Raw genomic sequence first — 18,112 nt, forward strand, 5'->3', positions numbered from 1 at the left:
CGCTGTTCACTACCATGGCCGCCATGAGCGAACCGTCAAGCCCCCGCCCCGCCCGCGGCCGTCCGCCCCGCCTCGACCAGGCGCGCACCGTCGAAACCGCCCTGACGCTGCTGAACGACTCCGGCCTCGACGCGCTGACCATGCGACGGCTGGCGGAGGCGATGGGCGTGCAGGCCGGGGCGCTCTACCGGTACTTCGCGACCAAGGGCGACCTGCTGACCGCGATGGCCGAGCGGATGGTCGTCGGCGTCTGCGCCCCTGCGGACGGTGTGGGTGGTGCGGACTGGAGCGACCGTCTCGCCGGCTTGGCCAGGGCCTTGCGGCGGGCCCTGTTGGCCCACCGCGACAGTGCCCGGGTGTTCGCCGGGACGCACTCCACCGGCCCGAACACCCTGGGCTTCGCGGATGCCGGCATCGGCGTCCTGCGCGACGCCGGATTCACCGACGCGGACGCGGCCCGGGCCCTGATGGCGATGGTCCACTTCACCGTCGGACACACCCTGGAGGAGCAGGCCGCACTGCGGCCGGGCGACGGCTCCCCGGCCGACCCCGACGTCCTGCGCGAAGCGGTCGCCTCCGACGGCTACCCGCACCTCACGGCCGCCCTGCCCACCCTTACCGAACCGGACTACGAGCCCCACTTCGAATTCGGTCTCGCCCTGCTCGTGGCAGGCCTGCGAGCATTGCGCCGGCCGCACCATCGGTGAGCTTTCGCTTGCGCTTCTGGTCGGCACGGAACCGCCGTACCGGCGCCCGGTCTTGGGCGTGCCGACTGCCCGCAGTACCTCCCGTCCGCATGAGTACGGCAAAACCTGGGGACAGCTGACCGAACATGCGAATCGTTGTAGGCTCCGGAGACCGCCCTTGACCTGCGTGAAGCGGGCAGGGAGCAGACACTCCGGGAGTTTTCTCATGTTTCGCACCATGTTCAAGTCCCACATCTGACATCCGGACGTTTCCGCAGGTCAGCGGCGTGTTGTCGGGGTTCAGGTCAGCAAGTAGTCAGCATCGGTCCCGACTATGTCCCCGTTGCTGATCTCGGTGACCGCAGGGGGCGAATGCCGGCGGCCTCCCTTCTGCAGCGGAGGCTTGGCTCTTGCCCTGCTGGTCACAGCAGGGTCTTCGCGTTCTGGCGGTAGCCCCGTACCTGGCCCGAGACCTTGGTCCGCCGGTTGCTCGTGGCTGCCCGATGAACCGAAGAGCCCGCAGATGATCACCGTCCGGTGGCCCCTTCCCCTGCCCTGTTCTGCCCACCCGTTCCGCTTTGAGATGCGCGTTGAAGGCCGACGGCACTGCTGCCGGCCCTGTGGAAGATCGCCCTGGCCTGCCGTCGGTTCGGCGGGCGGCAACCTTTTGCGGAGCTGTGGCGACTGACGGGCGACCCGAAGACGATCACACCCACGGATCGTCCGATCACACCGCCGCATGCTGCTGCGCACCGCTGACCAGAACCGGTGTGCGAGGCAGGCTCGGAGCGAGGAGCCCCCCCATGAACGAGACGGATCCCACCGCGCACGGTCGCGGTCGGCGCACGCGCGCGGCCGGTGGCGCGCGACGTACGCGTGGACGCCACCGCCGGCGCTGGACGACGATGGGTCTGGCGCTGGGCGTGCCCGGTGTGCTCGGCCCCTACCTGCTGTTCGTGCAGGCCGACTCGGAGGCCGCGACGTTGGATTCCGACGCCTATTACGAGGTGGTGTCCGTGCGCAGCGACAAGGTGCTGGACGTGCCCGGCGCGGACACGTCGGACGGCGCCTGGACACGGCAGCAGAGCCGCGTGGCCGGTGCCGCGAGTCAGCACTGGCGGCTGAGGCCGACGGGGGACGGCTACTACGAGCTGGAGAACCGCAGCAGCAAGAAGGTCCTCGGTGTGCGGGGTGCCTCCATACAGTCGGCGGCCGCCATCGAGCAGCAGTCAGGCCACGGTGCCGCTGCGCAGCAGTGGAAGATCGAGAAAGCCGGCGGTGCGGCGGTGAAGATCGTCTCCCGGAGCAGCGGCATGGTGCTGGACGTGTGGGGCGGCTCCAGCGGCGACGGCGTGCCGCTCATCCAGTACGCGGACCAGGGTGGCACCAACCAGCGGTGGAAGCTGGTGAAGGCGGGCGGCTCGGGCAGGTACACCTGGCACAACGCCCAGATCGTCGGCGGCGGGTTTGTCACCGGGCTGGTCTTCAACCCCGCCAGCAAGGATCTGCTGTACGCACGGACCGACATCGGCGGCGCCTACCGCTGGGACGCGACCGCCGCCCGCTGGACCTCATTGACCGACTGGATCGGCGGAGCCGACTGGAACCTGCTGGGGATGGAGAGCCTGGCGACCGACCCGGTCGACCCGAACCGCCTGTACCTCGCGAGCGGCACCTACACCAACGACTGGGCGGGCAACGGCGCGATCCTGCGCTCCAGGGACCAGGGCAGGACGTTCCAGCGCACCGACCTGCCGTTCAAACTGGGCGGCAACGAGGACGGCCGGTCCATGGGCGAGCGGCTGGTGGTGGACCCGTCCGACCACGGCACGCTCTACCTGGGTACCCGCAAGAACGGGCTCTGGCGCAGCACCGACTACGGCGTGACGTGGAGCCAGGTCGGCAGCTTCCCCGTGAAGGACGGTGCGAGCAGCGGCGTCGGCCTCTCCTTCGTGACCTTCGGCCCGTCCGGCAGCCGGACGATCTACGTCGGGGTGGCCGACAAGACCACCTCGCTGTACCGCTCCACCGACGGCGGAAGCACCTGGCAGGCCGTGCCCGGCCAGCCGAAGGGGCAGCTGCCGCAGCACGGTGTGCTGTCCGGCGACGGCTCGCTGTACCTGACGTACACCAACGCGCCGGGCCCGAACGGCGTGACGGCCGGTTCGGTGTGGAAGCACACGCCGTCCACCGGGGGCTGGAAGAACATCTCGCCGTCCAGTGGCGGTTACGGGTTCGCCGGCCTGGCGGTCGATCCGCAGCGCCCGTCCACGGTGATGGTGACCACGCTGGACCGCTGGTGGCCCTCGGACGAGATCTACCGGTCGGCCGACGGCGGCGCCTCCTGGAAGGCGCTCGGCGCGACTTCGGTGCGGGACAACTCCGCAGCGCCCTACGTGGGCACCGGCATCGGTCACTGGATGGGCGCCCTGGCCATCGACCCCTTCGATTCCGGGCACGTGCTGTACGGCACGGGATCGGGGATGTGGGGCAGCCGCGACGTGACCGCGGCGGACAGCGGGCGGGCGACGCACTGGACGATCCCGGCCAAGGGCCTGGAGGAGACCGCGACGCTCGGACTGATCAAGCCTCCCGGTCTTCCCCTGATCAGTGCGCTCGGCGATGTCAGCGGGTTCCGGCACGAGGACCTCACCAAGGTGCCCGCCAAGGCGCTGTCCGGACCGCTGTTCACCAACACCACGGGTATCGACTTCGCCCAGTCGAAGCCGCAGTTCATGGTGCGGGTCGGTCTCGGTGGCGAGCAGCACGGCGCCTATTCGACCGACGGCGGAGCCGACTGGGAACCCTTCGCCGCAGCGCCGGTGCGCGACGCGGACGGCGGTTCCGCGGCCGTCTCGGCGGACGGCGCCGCCGTGGTGTGGACCCCGGCGGGCCAGGTTCCGTTCTACTCGACCAACCGTGGCTCGGCCTGGGCGGCGGCCTCCGGTCTGCCCAAGGACACGGCCGTGGTGGCCGACCGTTCGGCGGCGAATACCTTCTACGCCCTCAGCGGCGGCACGTTGTACGCCAGCACCGACGGCGGGAAGAACTTCAACGCCCGGGCCACCGGTCTGGGCGGCGGGCAGCTGAAGGCGGTTCCGGGCATCGCCGGTGACCTGTGGATCGCCGACGGGGGCAACGGACTCCTGCACTCCACCAACGGTGGCAAGAGCTTCGGCAAGCTCGGCGGCGTGGAGCAGGCGCCCGCCGTCGGCTTCGGCAAGCCGGCCCCGGGTGCCGGGTACCAGGCGCTCTACCTCAGTGGGAAGGTGAAGGGCGTCACCGGGCTGTTCCGCTCCACCGACGGCGGCTCGGCCTGGGTCCGGATCAACGACGACCAGCACCAGTTCGGTGGAAGCGCCATCAACGTCATCACTGGCGACCCCGACGTGTACGGGCGGGTCTACCTGGGCGGCTACGGCCGTGGCGTGGTGTACGGCGACCTGTCCTGATGCTTCTGGCCCGTGGGCGGGCGGCGGTCCGCGCCGTCCACCCACGGGCCTGCGAAGCGGCACGGCCTCATCGTGCCGGGGTGAAGCCGCCCCAGACCGAGAGGGCGCCGCGGGGACCGCCGGCGTCGACGCGGTAGCCGTCGTGCTCGACCTCGCGTGCGCCGGCGGCGTGGTTGTACTGACCGGCGAAGACATGCTCTCCGGCCGGTACCGTGCGGCCCGGCTTGAGGATCCAGCGGTAGACCACTGCTCCGCCCTCGTTCTGCACGGTGACGGCGAAATCCTCGGCGGGCAGCGTCCGCCAGCTGCCGGTGCTCTGCACCGCACCGGTCTGCGTGATGCGCAGTTCCACGGTGAGTGCGGTCAGCGGTTGGGCGGACTTCAGGGTGATGTTGCTCTGCGCCCAGAAGCTGTTGCTGTTCGTGCCCAAGGAGCCGGCCGACGACAGAGGCCCGTCCTGGACGTGCGCGTCGCCTGGCCGGGCCGAGCCCGCGGCGCCTGATGCCGAAGGGCTGGGGCCCGGCGGGGACGAACGGTCCGGCGTGGTCGGGCGGCCGGTCGCGGGCGCCGATGGTGTCGGCCGGGGAGTCCCGGAGGGCACGGACGGCACGGAGGGCGCGGCGGGGGTGGCCGAGACATCCGGCCGGGCCGGCGGCGACTGGACGATGGCGGCGACGGCGAAGCCGCCGACCGCCAGAGTGCCGGCCGCGGCCAGGGACGCGAGTGCGATCCTGGGCCAGGGCCTCGTGCCCGAAGACTCGCGGTGGCGGACGGGGGCACCGGACATGCCGCGTTCCACGCGTGCCAGGATCCGGGCACGGTCGGGCTGGTGGGCCTCGGCGGCCGCGCGCAGCCGCCCGGTGAGTTCCTCGTTCAACGGCTCCTCCTCCCCGCCAACAGTTCCCCGGCTGCTCCGGTGCTGCCCAGCATCCGTTCCAGCTCGGCCATCCCCTTCGAGGTCTGGCTCTTCACCGTACCGACCGATATTCCGAGCGCCAGCGCGGTGTCCTTCTCCGACAGGTCGAAGGCGTGCCGCAGGACCACGCACGACCGCTTCCGGAACGGCAACCGGGCAAGAGCGGTCCGCACGTCCACCACGGCGGCCACGTCCGGACCGTGCAACGGCTCCGCGCCGCGGGACCAGAACAGGGCGATCCGGCGGCGCTCGCGCACCGTGCTGCGGATCCGCGACCGTGCCAGGTTGGCGACCACGCCACGGGCGTAGGCGAGCGGGTGCTCGGCCTGGCGCAGCCGGTCCCAGCGCTGCCACAGCGCGATCAGGGCGTCCGCGGCCAGATCGTCGGCGCCGTCCGCCTCGCCCGTCAGGAGACGGGCGAACCGGGCGAGTTCGGCGTAGTGGCGTTCGAAGAAGTCGTGGAACTCTGCGGACGCGTCATCGAGGACCATGTCCGTTGGTCGTCCCCTCCGCAAAATGTGTGCGCTAACATCCGGGCGGCAGCGTACCAGTGCCCGGTTGGCCAGGGCGCGCCGATGCGACGTGCCCCGGCTCCGCCACCCCGCCGCGGTGAGGTTTCAGTGCGCGGCGAACTGGACCCTGGTCGGTTGTGCGACGTTCGGCAGCAGCGCGGTCCCGTCGACCGTCAACTGCTCTCCGTAGATGTCGGTGATCCTTATCGCGCCGCCGCACCCACCGCCGTCGGCGGAGAGGAAGTAGTTGTAGTCGGTACGGGGCAGCTTCCGCCAGCCCTGGCTGGTGCGTACCTCCAGCCGTGCGACCGGATTCCGGTGGTCGATCACCTGGATGCCGCACCAGTGGGCGCTGGACCCGGTCTTGTACCGGAGGGAGAGCGTGTCGGACGTGCGGGGGCTCACCAGGCTCCAGGTGATCGGGATACGGCCGACCTTGGGATCGGTCAGTTTCGCGAAGGCCTGTTCGCTGAGGTCCAGTTGTCCGGGCGCGCAGGGCAGCGGGCATTCGTTGGTGATCCGGACCGTGATCGAGGCGCCGTTCGCGGCGCGTACGCGCACGTACGCGCCGCAGGCCCTGGACGACTCGTAGTCGGTGGTGTTCATCGCCGCGATCATGAGGTCGTCGCTCGGGCCGAACAGGCAGGCGCCGTTGCCGTCGGCGGCGGCGTAGGCGGTGGCGACGCCCTTGTAGGTGGTATCCGGCCGGATGCGTCCTGCCGACGGTGCCGGGGTGGATGCCGCCGGTGGGGTCTTCTTCGCCGTAGGCGGGGGCGCCGCCGCCGCGGTGGTTGCTGCGGCGGTCGCGCTCGGGGTCGCCGCGGCAGGCGAGCCGGCCGCCGGGGGTACTGGGCTCGTCGGGGCCGAGGACGCGGCTCCCGTACGGGTGGCGGCGGGGGCGGCCACGTCGGCCCCAGCGTCGGTCCCGGCCTTGGGGCCGGGGAGCATGGCCGTCATCAGGCAGAAGAGGACGCCCGCGGCGGTCAGTATCACCGCTGTACCGAGCATCAGCCTGTGTCTGCGCCTGCGCTGCCGCGCGGCCTGCCGTGCAGTTTGCATGTCCGTCCGTTCGAAGGTCCGAGTCGAGGTGCACTGCCTGGTCGCCGCAGGACGCGAAAAGGTTGCCGACGGTGGGAAGCAGGCGCGCGGCGGGTCCTTCAGGGCGGCCGGGCAGCGGTGTCCCGCATCGGTCCGCTCACTGAGCGAGGGAGTGCGGGGAAACGGGTCGGGCGGCACGGATGCCGGCGGAAATGAACACCGAGGGCTTGGCGGTGCTTGCCGACGGGGTGCCGCCGGTGCGGTACGGGACGCCGCTGTCCGAGGCTTGTGCGCAGGGATCCTTCGTCCGTCGGCTGCAGGAACTTCCGCAGGTGGCAGGGGCCCTGCACAGCCTCGTGGGCCCGGAGCCCCGGGTGGACCACCACTTCGCGCACACCCGCGAGCAGCTGATCCCGCCGTACCCGGGGCGTGAGTACGATGTCTCCTTCCTCAAGCACGAGACCTTCTTCGAGCGGATCGTCGACGCGCGAGCGGGGCCGCAGGGTCAGCCTCCGGCCTTGCGCTTGTTGTAGACGTCGAAGCCGACGGCCGCCAGCAGTACCAGGCCCTTGATCACCTGCTGGTAGTCCGTGCCCACGCCGACCAGCGACATGCCGTTGTTCAGCACGCCCAGCACCAGACCGCCGGTGAGCGCGCCGATGACTGTGCCCACACCGCCGCTCGCGGAGGCGCCGCCGATGAAGGCGGCGGCGATCGCCTCCAGCTCGAAGTTGATGCCGGCCTGCGGCGTACCTGCGTTGAGCCGCGCGGCGAAGACCATCCCGGCCAGGGCCGCGAGGACGCCCATGTTCACGAAGGCGAGGAAGACGACCCGCTTGCTCTTCACCCCGGACAGCCTCGCCGCCGCCTCGTTTCCGCCGATGGCGTAGGTGTGCCGGCCGAGGATCGAGTTGCGCATCACGTATCCGAAGCCGACCAGCAGGACGCCGAGGATCAGGAGGACGATCGGCACCCCGTGGTAGCTGGCCAGCAGCAGCGTGAAGGCCACCACGGCCGCGGTGATCGCGCCGAGCTTCACCAGGAACAGACCGGCCGGGAGCGGTTCCAGCCCGTACGAGGCGGCCCGCCGCCGTCCGCGCACCTCCTGCAGGATCGCGACGGCCAGCACCACGAAGCCCAGCAGCAGGGTGAGGTTGTGGTAGTTGGTGTGGGGGCCGACCGCGGGGAGGAAGCCGCTGCTGATGTTCTGGAAGCCCTTGGGGAACGGCGCCACCGACTGGCCCTGCAGGAGGATCTGGGTCCCACCGCGGAACAGCAGCATGCCGGCCAGTGTGACGATGAACGAGGGGATCCCGAGATAGGCGATCCAGAACCCCTGCCAGGCTCCGGCGAGGGCCCCGATCAGCAGCGCGGCCACCAGCGCCACGGGCCACGGCACCTGGTGCTTGACCATCATCACCGCCGCGGCCGCCCCGACGAAGGCGGCGAGCGACCCGACCGACAGGTCGATGTGCCCGGCGATGATCACGATCATCATGCCGATGGCCAGGATGAGGATGTAGCCGTTCTGCTGGATCAGATTGGTGATGTTGAGCGGCTGGAGCAGGATGCCGCCCGTCCAGAACTGGAACAGCAGCACGATCAGCGCCAGCGCGAGCAGCATCCCGTACTGGCGCAGGTTGCCGCGCAGCGCTCGGGCCAGTACGGCACCGGCCGACGGTCGTCGGCCGGGCTCCGGTGTGCGGGGCGTGGTGTCTGGGGTGGTCTTGGTCTGGGCCATGCCTCACACCTGCTTGTCGGGGTATGCCGCGCTCATGGTCATGAGCCGCATGAGGGATTCCTGGGTGGCTTCCGCGCGGTTGGCCTCACCGGTGATCCGGCCTTCGGCCATGGTGTAGATCCGGTCGCACAGGCCCAGGAGTTCGGGGAGTTCGGAGGAGACGACGAGCACCGCCTTGCCCTGGGCGGCGAGTTCGGCGATGACGGTGTAGATCTCAGCCTTGGCGCCGATGTCGATGCCCCGGGTGGGCTCGTCGAGGATCAGCACCTCCGGCTCGGCGAAGATCCACTTGCTGAGGACGACCTTCTGCTGGTTGCCGCCGCTGAGTTTGCCGGTCTGCGCGAACACCGAGGGGGCCTTGATGTTCATGGTCCGCCGGAACGATTCGGCGACCCTCGCCTCCTCGTGCCGGTCGACCCAGCCCCGCCGGGCGACCTTGCCGAGGGCGCTCAGAGAGATGTTCCGGCTGATGTCGTCGCCCAGGTTGAGGCCGAGCTGCTTGCGGTCCTCGGTCACGTACGCGATGCCGTGCCCGATCGCCTCCGGCACCGTCCTGGTACGGATCTCCCGGCCGTCCAGCCGCACCCGGCCGCCGGTCCACCGCCCGTACGAGCGGCCGAAGACGCTCATGGCCAGTTCGGTGCGGCCTGCGCCCATGAGGCCGGCGATGCCGACGATCTCGCCTCGACGGACGTTGAGGGAGACGCCGTCGACCACCTTGCGCCGGTGGTCGATCGGGTGTTGGACGCTCCAGTCCTCGATCTCGAAGGCGACCTCGCCGATCTCGGAGGCGCGCTCGGGGTAGCGGTGTTCCAGGTCGCGGCCGACCATGCCGCGGATGATCCGCTCCTCGGAGATGCCCTCGGGACCGATCGCGATGGTCTCGATGGTCCGCCCGTCGCGCAGGATGGTGACGGCATCGGCGACCCGGGCGATCTCGTTCAGCTTGTGCGAGATGAGGATGCAGGAGATGCCCTGTGCCTTGAGTTCGAGGATCAGGTCGAGCAGCTTGCGGCTGTCCTCGTCGTTCAGGGCGGCCGTCGGCTCGTCCAGGATGAGCAGCTTGACCTTCTTGGCGAGCGCCTTGGCGATCTCGACCAACTGCTGTTTGCCCACGCCGAGATCGGCGATCCTGGTGTGCGGGCTCTCGTCGAGTCCGACCTGCCGGATCAGTGCGGCGGCGTGGGTCAGCGTCTTGTGCCAGCTGATGACGCCCCGGGTGGCGTGCTCGTTACCGAGGAAGATGTTCTCGGCGATGGACAGGTAGGGCACCAGCGCGAGTTCCTGGTGGATGATCACGATGCCGCGCTGCTCGCTGGCCCGGATGTCCCGGAACCGGCAGGGCTCGCCCTCGAAGTAGATCTCGCCCTGGTAGCCGCCGTGGGGGTGGACCCCGCTGAGTACCTTCATCAGCGTGGACTTGCCGGCGCCGTTCTCACCGCAGACGGCGTGCACCTCACCCGCGGTGACGGTGAGGTTGACCTCGGAGAGGGCCTTCACACCGGGAAACGTCTTGCTGATTGACCGCATCTCGAGAACGGGTCGGGCCATGGTTGTGCATCCGTATCGTCGGGGCGGTGCGGCGCCGGGCGGTCCCGTGGGCGTCGCACCGCCGTTTCGTCGTCGCCGGACCCGTCGGTCGGGCTCCGTGGGCTACTTGAGCTGGTCCGCGGTGTACTGGCCGCTGTCCACCAGGACCTTCTGGTAGTTCTCCTTGTCGACGCTGACCGGCTGGAGCAGCTGCGCCGGTACGGTCTTGACGCCGTTGTCGTACTGGCCGGTGTCGTTGACCTCGGGCTTGCCGCCCGTCAGCAGCGCGTCGCCCATCTGGACTGCGGACTTGGCCAGTTGGCGGGTGTCCTTGTAGACGGTCTGGGTCTGCTCGCCCGCGATGATCGACTTCACCGAGGCCAGCTCGCCGTCCTGGCCCGTGACGACGGGAATGGGCTGGCCGGCACCGTAGCCGACGCCCTTGAGCGAGGAGATGATGCCGATCGAGATGCCGTCGTACGGCGAGAGCACGGCGTCGACGCGCGCGGCGGTGTACGACTTGCTCAGCAGGTTGTCCATCCGGGACTGGGCGAGGCCGCCGTCCCAGCGCAGCGTGGCGATCTGGTTGAAGGAGGTCTGGCCGCTCTGCACGACCAGCTTCTTGTCGTCGATGTACGGCTTGAGGACGCTCATCGCACCGTTGAAGAAGAACGTGGCGTTGTTGTCGTCCGGTGAGCCGGCGAACAGCTCGATGTTGAAGGGGCCCTTGCCGTCCTTGAGGCCGAGCTTGTCGACGATGTAACTGCCCTGGAGGACGCCGACCTTGTGGTTGTCGAAGGTCGCGTAGTAGTCGACGTTCCCGGTGCCGCGGATCAGCCGGTCGTAGGAGATGACGGGGACGTGGGCGTCGGCAGCCTTCTGCAGCACGTTGGTGAGCGAGGAACCGTCGATGGCGGCGATCACCAGCAGCTTGGCGCCCTTGGTGATCATGTTCTCCACCTGGGAGACCTGGTTCTCCACGACGTTGTCGCCGTACTGGAGATCGGTCTTGTAGCCCTTGGCCTGGAACTCCTTGACCATGTTGTTGCCGTCGTTGATCCAGCGCTCCGACGACTTGGTCGGCATCGCGATGCCGACGAGGCCGCCTTTGGCCTCCCCGCCGGCCCCACCCTCGCCTGCTCCGTTGGCGCTCTGGCCGCAGGCTGCCAGCGACAGCGTCAGACCCAGGGTGACAAGGCCCGCTGAAAGCTTCCGCACAGTTCCTCCAGTGATGTTCCGCGACCGGCACGGTGCGACCCGGTTGGGAGAAGCCGGAAGCGGTCGAGCGGGGCCGGCCGGGAGCCGTCTCCTCGCACTGTGTGAAGTCCGGGTTCGCGGCGGCTCCGGCCTGGCGATACCTGAGTGTTAACGCTCACAAGTGTGCCGTCAAGGGTCTGTTCGGATCGCCGTTGGGGCAACGAAGTTGCGGGGGATCGCCGTTCTCCGCGATGCGCCCGCCCATCGAGCACGTCCGGGGCGGGCTGACCCCAAGCGGCGGCTTCTGCGGCTGGGGTGAGGCGTATCCACGAGTGGACCGGATCTTGGTTCTGGGCACCCGCCAGCCTACCGTCGGCCGTTCGTCTGCTCGAGGACGGGAGTGTGACGGGGTTTCGCGGGGCCCGCCCCGCCCGGCGCGTCGGTTCCGTGCCGCACGTCGCGGTCGGATCCAGCAGCCGGCCGAGGGTCCCATGGCTGCGGTGGAGAACAGATCCGGGGCCTGAGGCGGCTACCAGGCACGGTACTTGCTGCTCGGTCTCGGCCACCGCGGCGTACAGGACCTGGGCGGCCGGGGTTGGTTGCCTGGTCTTACGTTTTTTACTGCAGGTTCGGACCGCTCATTCGTAGGACCGCCGGAGCCCAGGGGCTCTGGGTATGGCGCGTGCGTGTTGCGGTTGATACGGCTTAGGCAACTTGGCCGCCCGGAGCCCCGCGACGACTCGACCGCCCATGGGGATTCGCGACTCGATCGCTTTGCAAGACAACGTCGGCGAGGTCGTCTGCGGGAACAGTGTGACGACGAGCCGGCGGAGGGAATCGTGCGCGGGCAGAGTCGCTTGACTTCAGGTGGGCAGTGCCGTGCCGCTACGGGTTGAGGCCGACTTGCTGGGCCTCAACTCCAGCAAATCCCCGTGCGGTTGACTGTCCTGATTCTGCTTCAGTGATCCGACGGATTCTTGCAGAAGATCTTGACAGTCGCTCAGGCCCCTGGTCTCCTGCCTCCAACGCCGATGTGCGAACTGCAAATTGTTAGCGCTAACAATGCTCCGGCGTCCCCCATCACCTCAGGGGCCACACCTTGCCGCCGCTCCGACGCGCCGTGCCCGATCCAGCCGGATCCGCAGGTGCCGAGGACAGGTCGCCCCTGCCTGAACCGTGTGACGGCTCATCCGGTCACAAAGGAGATCTCAATGCGCAGACAGAGTTCCAGCCGCAGACACCTGTCCGCGGTGCTCGCAGCCGCGGTTGCCGCCCTGGCCGCGTTGGCGGCGCTGCTCGTCGCCGGCCCGGCTCAGGCGGCCACCACCAGCGACTTGCGCGGCGTTGCTTCCGGCCGCTGTCTCGATGTGGCGGGCTTCAGTCAGACCGACGGCGCAAACGTCCACATCTGGGACTGCCACGGTGGAATCAACCAGCAGTGGACGTTGACGGACGGCAACCAGCTGACCGTGTACGGCAACAAGTGCCTGGATGTCCGGGGCGGCGCCACCACGTCCGGGACCCCGGTGCAGATCTGGACGTGCAACGGCAGTGAGAACCAGCAGTGGCGGGTGAACCCCGACGGCACGATCGTCGGCGTGCGGTCCGGGCTGTGCCTGGAGGTCTCGGGCTGGGGTACGGCCAACGGCACGGGGGTGCAGATCTGGTCGTGCCACGCTGGCACCAACCAGAAGTGGACCGGCCTGTCCGGGGCGAGCAACGCGTGTGCTCTTCCGTCGACCTACCGGTGGACCTCGACGGCTCCGCTGGCGCAGCCGGCGAACGGGCAGCTCGCGCTGAAGGACTTCACCACCACCACGTACAACGGCAAGCACCTGGTCTACGCGACCACCTCCAGCGGAACGGCGTGGGGCTCGACGGCGTTCAGTCCCTTCACGAACTGGTCGGACATGGGGGCGGCCACCCAGACCGGGATGAACGAGCCCGCGGTGGCGCCCGAACTGTTCTACTTCGCGCCCAAGAACGTCTGGGTGATGGTGTCCCAGTGGAGTCAGTGGCCGCTCTACTACCGCACGTCCAGCGACCCCACCAACCCCAACGGCTGGTCCGCCGCGCAGCCGCTGTTCACCGGCAGCCTGCCCGTGGGACCCGGGGACCGGAGGGACGCCCCGATCGACCCGACCATGATCGCCGATGACCAGAACATGTACCTGTTCTTCGCCGCCGACAACGGGAAGATCTACCGGGCGAGCATGCCGATCGGGAACTTCCCGGGCAACTTCGGCTCCTCGTACACGACGGTCATGAGCGACGCGACGGACCTTCTGTTCGAGGCGCCGGAGGTCTACAAGGTCCAGGGCCGGAACCAGTACCTCATGATCGTTGAGGCGCAGGGTTCGAACCGCTACTTCCGCTCGTTCACCGCCTCCAGCCTGAACGGTCCGTGGACCGTCCAGGCCGGCAGCGAGAGCAGCCCCTTCGCGGGTCAGGCCAACAGCGGTTCCACTTGGGCCAAGGGCGTCAGCCACGGTGACCTGGTCCGCAACAACCCCGACCAGACCATGACCATCGATCCCTGCAACCTGCAGTTCCTCTACCAGGGCCTCCCCACCAACACACCGGAGGGCACCGACTACCTGAAGCTGCCGTACCGGCCGGGTCTGCTCACCCTGCAGCGCTGACCCGCCTGAACCGCGGTGATCGCGATGGGGTGCGGTCCGTCGACGCGTAGACGAGCGGTTTACGGCGTGGGCAACTCCACCTGCTGACCGATACTCACCGCACCGAGGAACCCCAGCCGCGCATCGGCTGGGGTTCCTCATCCTGTACCGGCGGCCAAGGCGTAGCGGAGCCGGGCCGTGGAACGCCACGGCCCGGCTCTTGGGTGCACCGGCTCAGCGGGCGCCGAGGAGGTGTTCGAGGGCGAGCTGGTCCAGCTGCTCGAAGGCCATGCCGCGGCGGGCGGCGGAGTCGACGTCGAATTCGTCGAAGGCGGACCGGTCGGCCAGTAGCCCGGCCAGGCCGTCCGCGGCGGTGGGGAGGGCCAGTTCGGGCAGCCGGGAGGCGGCGAGCGCGGCCCGGACCTCCGGATCGGACCGGAAGGCGCGGGCGCGCTCCGCCAGGAGCAGGTAGTTGCGCATGCAGCCGGCCGCCGAAGCCCAGACGCCGGCGGAGTCCTCGGTGCGCGGCGGCTTGAAGTCGAAGTGACGGGGGCCGTCGTAGCCGGCCGACTCCAGCAGGTCGACCAGCCAGAAGGCCTGGCGCAGGTCGCCCGCGCCGAAGCGCAGGTCCTGGTCGTACTTGATGCCGGTCTGACCGTTGAGGTCGATGTGGAACAGCTTGTCGTGCCACAGGGCCTGGGCGATGCCGTGCGGGAAGTTCAGCCCGGCCATCTGCTCGTGGCCGACCTCCGGGTTGAGGCCGACCCGCTCGGGCCGCTCCAGCTCGTTGATGAACGCCAGGGCGTGGCCGATGGTGGGCAGCAGGATGTCGCCGCGCGGCTCGTTGGGCTTGGGTTCGATCGCGAAGCGCAGGTCGTATCCCTGGTTCTCGACGTACTCGCCCAGCAGGTCGAAGGCCTCCTTCAGCCGGTCGAGGGCGGAGCGCACGTCCTTGGCCGCGCCCGACTCCGAGCCTTCGCGGCCGCCCCAGGCGACGTAGACCGAGGCGCCGAGTTCCACGGCCAGGTCGATGTTGCGGATCGTCTTGCGCAGCGCGTACCGGCGGACGTCACGGTCGTTGGCGGTGAAGGCGCCGTCCTTGAACACCGGGTGGGTGAAGAGGTTGGTGGTGGCCATCGGCACCTTCAGCCCGGCCGTGTCGAGTGCGGTGCGAAAACGCTTGACCGCCTGCTCGCGGGCGGCGTCGCCGACGCCGAAGGGGATCAGGTCGTCGTCGTGGAAGGTGACGCCGTAGGCGCCGAGCTCGGCCAGCCGCTCCACGGTCTCGACCGGGTCGAGGGCGGGTCGGGTGGCGTCGCCGAAGGGGTCCCGGCCCTGCCAGCCGACGGTCCACAGACCGAAGGTGAACCTGTGCGCGGGAGTGGGGACGAGCGGGTCGCTGGTCATGAGGAGCTCCGGTTCAGGGCCGAGGGCTATTTGTAATGGCGAAAAACAAATTAGTATGCCGAGACGCCAGAAGGAACCCCACCGGAGGAACGCATGTCTGCTCAGCGTGTCGTGATCGGTGTCGACAGCTCGACCCAGTCCACGAAAGCCCTCGCCGTCGACATCGACACAGGCGCCGTCGTGGGCGAGGGCCGAGCCGCGCACGCCGTCAGCGCGGGCGCCGGACGCGAGAGCGACCCCGAACAGTGGTGGCGGGCGCTCGGCGAGGCCATGGCGGGCACCGGCTGGGCGGATCGCGCCGCCGCCTGCTCGATCGCGGGCCAGCAGCACGGCCTGGTCACCCTCGACGCGGCCGGACGGCCGGTGCGCCCGGCACTGCTCTGGAACGACGTCCGCTCCGCCCCGCAGGCCGCCGAACTCGTAGCCGCGTTCGGTGCGGCAGAGCTCGCCCGCCGCACCGGAAGCGTCCCCACGGCCGCCTTCTCGGCCGCCAAGTGGGCCTGGCTGCACACGAACGAGCGTGCCGCCGCCGACCGCGTCGCGGCCGTCCGGCTTCCCCACGACTTTCTGACGGAGCGGCTGACCGGTGAGGCGGTGACGGACCGCGGAGACGCGTCGGGAACCGGCTGGTGGGGCCCGCACGGCTACGACCAGGACGTCCTCGGCCGGATCGGCCTCGACCCCGGGCTGCTGCCACAGGTCCTGGCGCCGGGAGCCCGGGCGGGCGTCGTCCGGGCCGGGATGCCGCTGCGCGAGGGCGCACTGGTGGCGACCGGGACCGGTGACAACATGGCCGCCGCCCTCGGCCTGGGCCTGACCCCCGGACGTCCGGTGCTGAGCCTCGGTACCTCCGGCACGGTCTACGCCGTCGGCCGGACCCGGCCCGCCGACCCGGGCGGAACCGTCGCCGGCTTCGCCGATGCCCTCGGCGGCTGGCTGCCGCTCGCCTGCACGCTCAACTGCACCCTCGCCGTCGACCGCTTCGCCGCCCTCGTCGGCCGTGACCGCGAGGACGTCGAGGCAGGCGGCACGGTGGTGGTGCTTCCCTATCTGGACGGCGAGCGCACTCCGGACCTCCCGGGTGCTTCCGGCCTGGTCCACGGCCTGCGCCACGACACCACGCCGGGCCGGCTGCTCCAGGCCGCCTACGACGGCGCCGCCCACGCCCTGCTCGCGGCCCTGGACGACGTACTGCGCGCCGGAGGGGAGAACCCCGCCCCCGACGAACCACTGCTGCTGATCGGCGGCGGAGCCCGCGGCAGGGCCTGGCAGAGGACCGTCCTGCGACTGTCCGGGCGAGCGGTCCAGGTGCCCGAAGCCCGGGAACTGGTCGCGCTCGGGGCCGCCGCCCAGGCCGCCGCACTGCTCACTGGTGAGCCTGCCGACGCCGTCGCCCGGCGCTGGCGGACCGCCGAGGGCCGGGTACTGGAGCCCGTACCCCGTGACGACGACACGCTCGAACGGATCACCAGTACGCTGCGGCGGGCGCGGGCCCTGCAGGAGGTCCCGCCGGGAGAACGATAGGAGGGTCGGGTCGATGACGGGGACCGGCAGGGCGAGCGGGGGCATGGAACTCGCGCCCGCCTCGCAGCAGGGGATGCGCCGGCGGAACCTCGCGGTGGTGATCGGCGTGGTCGCCGCGCACGGACGGCTCTCCCGGGCGGACGTGGCCGGGCACACGGGCCTGACCAGGCCGGCCGTCTCCTCCATGGTCGACGAGCTCATCGGCCGGGGAGCGCTGACCGAGACGGAGACCGCGCCCAGCGGACGGGTCGGCCGTCCCGGACGGGCGCTGGCCCTGAACGACCGGGGTCCCGCTGGCCTCGGCCTGGAGATCGGCGTCACCCATCTCGCCGCGTGCGTCGTGGACCTGCGCGGTGAACCCCGGGTCTGGCGTCGCGTGGAGCGGGCCAACGCGGGCCGGCCGGCCGGAGAGGTGCTGGCGGAGGCCGCCGCGCTGGGCGCCGAGGCGGAGTCCGAGGCCGCGGCCCTCGGCCTGCGCGTCGAGGGCCGCGTCCTGGCCGTGCCGGGGGTGGTGCCGAACACGCCGAGCGGGCTGGTCGCGAACGCGCCGAACCTCGGCTGGCAGGCAGTGCGCCCCGCCGACCACTGGCCCGACCCCGACACCGCGCCCGAGCCGGAGAACGAAGCCAACCTCGGGGCGCTGGCCGAGCAGTGGCACCGGGGCAACCCCGCCGAGACCTTCGTACACGTCTCAGCCGAGGCCGGAATCGGTGCCGCACTGGTCATCGGCGGACAGCTGTTCCGGGGCGCCCGCGGCTTCGCGGGTGAACTCGGCCACCTGCCCGTCCACCCGGAGGGCACCCCTTGCGCCTGCGGGGCACGCGGCTGCCTGGAGCAGTACGCGGGCGAAGCGGCCGTGCTGCGCGAGGCCGGGCTGGGACACGTCGGCGACCCGGTGGCCCTGCTCGCCGAGCGGGCAGCCGCCGGGGACGCGGCGACCCTGCGCGCCCTGGACCGCGCAGGGCGGGCCCTGGGCCTCGCCCTGACCTCGGCGGTGAACCTGATCGACCCGGACGGCCTCGTTCTGGGCGGCGCCTACACCGAACTCGCCGAGTGGCTCCTCCCGTCGGTACGCGCCGAACTGGCGGCGAGGGTCACCGTCCGGCCCTGGAACCCGGAGGCGGTACGCCCCTCCGCCCTGGGGCGCCGCGGACCGGTCCTGGGTGCGGCATGGTCGACGGTCCAACAGATCATCGCCGACCCCACCCGCCTGCCCATCCGCTGACTGGTGCTGTGACCGGAGAAGCTCACCGTGCCAGGGCGCCCGGCACGGCCTGGCGCCCGGTGTGATCGAACACGTACAGCTGCCCCAGATCGACCAGCAGCGGAATCCGGGCGCCCACCGGCACCCGGACATGGGGTCCCGTGCGCACCACGAGGTCGCTGCGCACCGCCCCCTGTCGTGCCTGAGCGGTGTTCGCGTCAGTGCCCTGAGCTGATGCCGGCGGCGCCTCCAGGACCGCGACCGAACCGGACAGCCGTTCCATG

The 18,112-nt window shown here is 70.4% G+C and carries 14 protein-coding genes; 6 read left to right on the top strand and 8 right to left on the bottom strand.

Annotated features, from left to right (window positions below; all coding sequences use genetic code 11):
- The first annotated feature begins 23 nt into the window (after positions 1 to 23).
- The gene (locus OOK34_RS34995) at positions 24 to 707 is read left to right on the top strand and encodes a TetR/AcrR family transcriptional regulator (RefSeq protein ID WP_267038198.1); all 684 of its coding nucleotides are present in this window, start codon (positions 24 to 26) and stop codon (positions 705 to 707) included.
- A gap of 884 nt (positions 708 to 1,591) precedes the next feature.
- Complete coding sequence (locus OOK34_RS35000) at positions 1,592 to 4,138, top strand: RICIN domain-containing protein (protein WP_267038241.1); 2,547 nt, start codon at positions 1,592 to 1,594, stop codon at positions 4,136 to 4,138.
- 67 nt (positions 4,139 to 4,205) lie between these two features.
- Here OOK34_RS35000 and OOK34_RS35005 read toward each other — a convergent pair whose 3' ends face one another.
- The 3 genes from OOK34_RS35005 to OOK34_RS35015 all read right to left on the bottom strand — a co-directional run bounded on the left by OOK34_RS35005 (position 4,206) and on the right by OOK34_RS35015 (position 6,574).
- Positions 4,206 to 5,015 (bottom strand): hypothetical protein, encoded by an 810-nt coding sequence (locus OOK34_RS35005; RefSeq protein WP_267038199.1) that lies wholly within the window; start codon positions 5,013 to 5,015, stop codon positions 4,206 to 4,208.
- Positions 5,012 to 5,545, bottom strand: coding sequence for a SigE family RNA polymerase sigma factor (locus OOK34_RS35010; protein WP_267038200.1), 534 nt, complete (start codon positions 5,543 to 5,545; stop codon positions 5,012 to 5,014). The genes OOK34_RS35005 and OOK34_RS35010 overlap by 4 nt, the downstream gene beginning before the upstream one ends.
- A gap of 126 nt (positions 5,546 to 5,671) precedes the next feature.
- Positions 5,672 to 6,574 carry an expansin EXLX1 family cellulose-binding protein gene (locus OOK34_RS35015; protein WP_267038201.1) on the bottom strand — a complete coding sequence of 301 codons (903 nt, stop codon included), beginning with the start codon at positions 6,572 to 6,574 and terminating at the stop codon, positions 5,672 to 5,674.
- 242 nt (positions 6,575 to 6,816) lie between these two features.
- Between OOK34_RS35015 and OOK34_RS35020 the strand changes: the two genes are divergently transcribed.
- Positions 6,817 to 7,137, top strand: coding sequence for a hypothetical protein (locus OOK34_RS35020; RefSeq protein WP_267038202.1), 321 nt, complete (start codon positions 6,817 to 6,819; stop codon positions 7,135 to 7,137).
- Here OOK34_RS35020 and mmsB read toward each other — a convergent pair.
- The 3 genes from mmsB to chvE form a co-directional block, all read right to left on the bottom strand.
- Positions 7,110 to 8,345, bottom strand: a complete 1,236-nt coding sequence (mmsB, locus tag OOK34_RS35025; RefSeq protein WP_267038203.1) for a multiple monosaccharide ABC transporter permease — start codon at positions 8,343 to 8,345, stop codon at positions 7,110 to 7,112. The genes OOK34_RS35020 and mmsB overlap by 28 nt on opposite strands.
- A gap of 3 nt (positions 8,346 to 8,348) precedes the next feature.
- On the bottom strand, positions 8,349 to 9,896 hold the full coding sequence (gene mmsA / locus OOK34_RS35030; RefSeq protein ID WP_267038204.1) for a multiple monosaccharide ABC transporter ATP-binding protein: 1,548 nt from the start codon (positions 9,894 to 9,896) through the stop codon (positions 8,349 to 8,351).
- Between the two features lie 102 nt (positions 9,897 to 9,998).
- Entirely contained in the window at positions 9,999 to 11,093 is a 1,095-nt protein-coding gene (chvE, locus tag OOK34_RS35035; RefSeq protein WP_323183527.1) for a multiple monosaccharide ABC transporter substrate-binding protein, read from the bottom strand.
- A gap of 1,190 nt (positions 11,094 to 12,283) precedes the next feature.
- Here chvE and OOK34_RS35040 point away from each other — a divergent pair.
- Positions 12,284 to 13,714 carry a non-reducing end alpha-L-arabinofuranosidase family hydrolase gene (locus OOK34_RS35040; RefSeq protein WP_267038205.1) on the top strand — a complete coding sequence of 477 codons (1,431 nt, stop codon included), beginning with the start codon at positions 12,284 to 12,286 and terminating at the stop codon, positions 13,712 to 13,714.
- 213 nt (positions 13,715 to 13,927) lie between these two features.
- Here OOK34_RS35040 and xylA read toward each other — a convergent pair whose 3' ends face one another.
- Positions 13,928 to 15,100, bottom strand: a complete 1,173-nt coding sequence (xylA, locus tag OOK34_RS35045) for a xylose isomerase (RefSeq protein ID WP_267038206.1) — start codon at positions 15,098 to 15,100, stop codon at positions 13,928 to 13,930.
- Between the two features lie 93 nt (positions 15,101 to 15,193).
- Between xylA and xylB the strand changes: the two genes are divergently transcribed.
- Positions 15,194 to 16,624, top strand: a complete 1,431-nt coding sequence (xylB, locus tag OOK34_RS35050) for a xylulokinase (protein WP_267038207.1) — start codon at positions 15,194 to 15,196, stop codon at positions 16,622 to 16,624.
- 13 nt (positions 16,625 to 16,637) lie between these two features.
- Positions 16,638 to 17,849: an ROK family protein gene (locus OOK34_RS35055; protein ID WP_267038208.1), complete on the top strand. Its 1,212-nt coding sequence runs from the start codon at positions 16,638 to 16,640 to the stop codon at positions 17,847 to 17,849.
- 22 nt (positions 17,850 to 17,871) lie between these two features.
- On the opposite strand, the gene OOK34_RS35060 is transcribed toward OOK34_RS35055, so the two are convergent.
- Complete coding sequence (locus OOK34_RS35060) at positions 17,872 to 18,111, bottom strand: hypothetical protein (RefSeq protein WP_267038209.1); 240 nt, start codon at positions 18,109 to 18,111, stop codon at positions 17,872 to 17,874.
- Position 18,112: the final 1 nt, after the last annotated feature.

It is taken from the genome of Streptomyces sp. NBC_00091 (genome assembly GCF_026343185.1).
In the GTDB taxonomy this organism is placed as follows: domain Bacteria; phylum Actinomycetota; class Actinomycetes; order Streptomycetales; family Streptomycetaceae; genus Streptomyces.

Bases quoted from the DNA above. Each gene is read 5' to 3' on its own strand.
- OOK34_RS35010 (WP_267038200.1), bottom strand. From the start codon at position 5,545: ATGGTCCTCGATGACGCGTCCGCAGAGTTCCACGACTTCTTCGAACGC.
- OOK34_RS35000 (WP_267038241.1), top strand. From the start codon at position 1,592: ATGGGTCTGGCGCTGGGCGTGCCCGGTGTGCTCGGCCCCTACCTGCTG.
- xylA (WP_267038206.1), bottom strand. From the start codon at position 15,100: ATGACCAGCGACCCGCTCGTCCCCACTCCCGCGCACAGGTTCACCTTC.
- OOK34_RS35040 (WP_267038205.1), top strand. From the start codon at position 12,284: ATGCGCAGACAGAGTTCCAGCCGCAGACACCTGTCCGCGGTGCTCGCA.
- mmsB (WP_267038203.1), bottom strand. From the start codon at position 8,345: ATGGCCCAGACCAAGACCACCCCAGACACCACGCCCCGCACACCGGAG.
- OOK34_RS34995 (WP_267038198.1), top strand. From the start codon at position 24: ATGAGCGAACCGTCAAGCCCCCGCCCCGCCCGCGGCCGTCCGCCCCGC.
- OOK34_RS35055 (WP_267038208.1), top strand. From the start codon at position 16,638: ATGACGGGGACCGGCAGGGCGAGCGGGGGCATGGAACTCGCGCCCGCC.
- OOK34_RS35015 (WP_267038201.1), bottom strand. From the start codon at position 6,574: ATGCTCGGTACAGCGGTGATACTGACCGCCGCGGGCGTCCTCTTCTGC.
- mmsA (WP_267038204.1), bottom strand. From the start codon at position 9,896: ATGGCCCGACCCGTTCTCGAGATGCGGTCAATCAGCAAGACGTTTCCC.
- xylB (WP_267038207.1), top strand. From the start codon at position 15,194: ATGTCTGCTCAGCGTGTCGTGATCGGTGTCGACAGCTCGACCCAGTCC.
- OOK34_RS35060 (WP_267038209.1), bottom strand. From the start codon at position 18,111: ATGGAACGGCTGTCCGGTTCGGTCGCGGTCCTGGAGGCGCCGCCGGCA.
- OOK34_RS35020 (WP_267038202.1), top strand. From the start codon at position 6,817: ATGAACACCGAGGGCTTGGCGGTGCTTGCCGACGGGGTGCCGCCGGTG.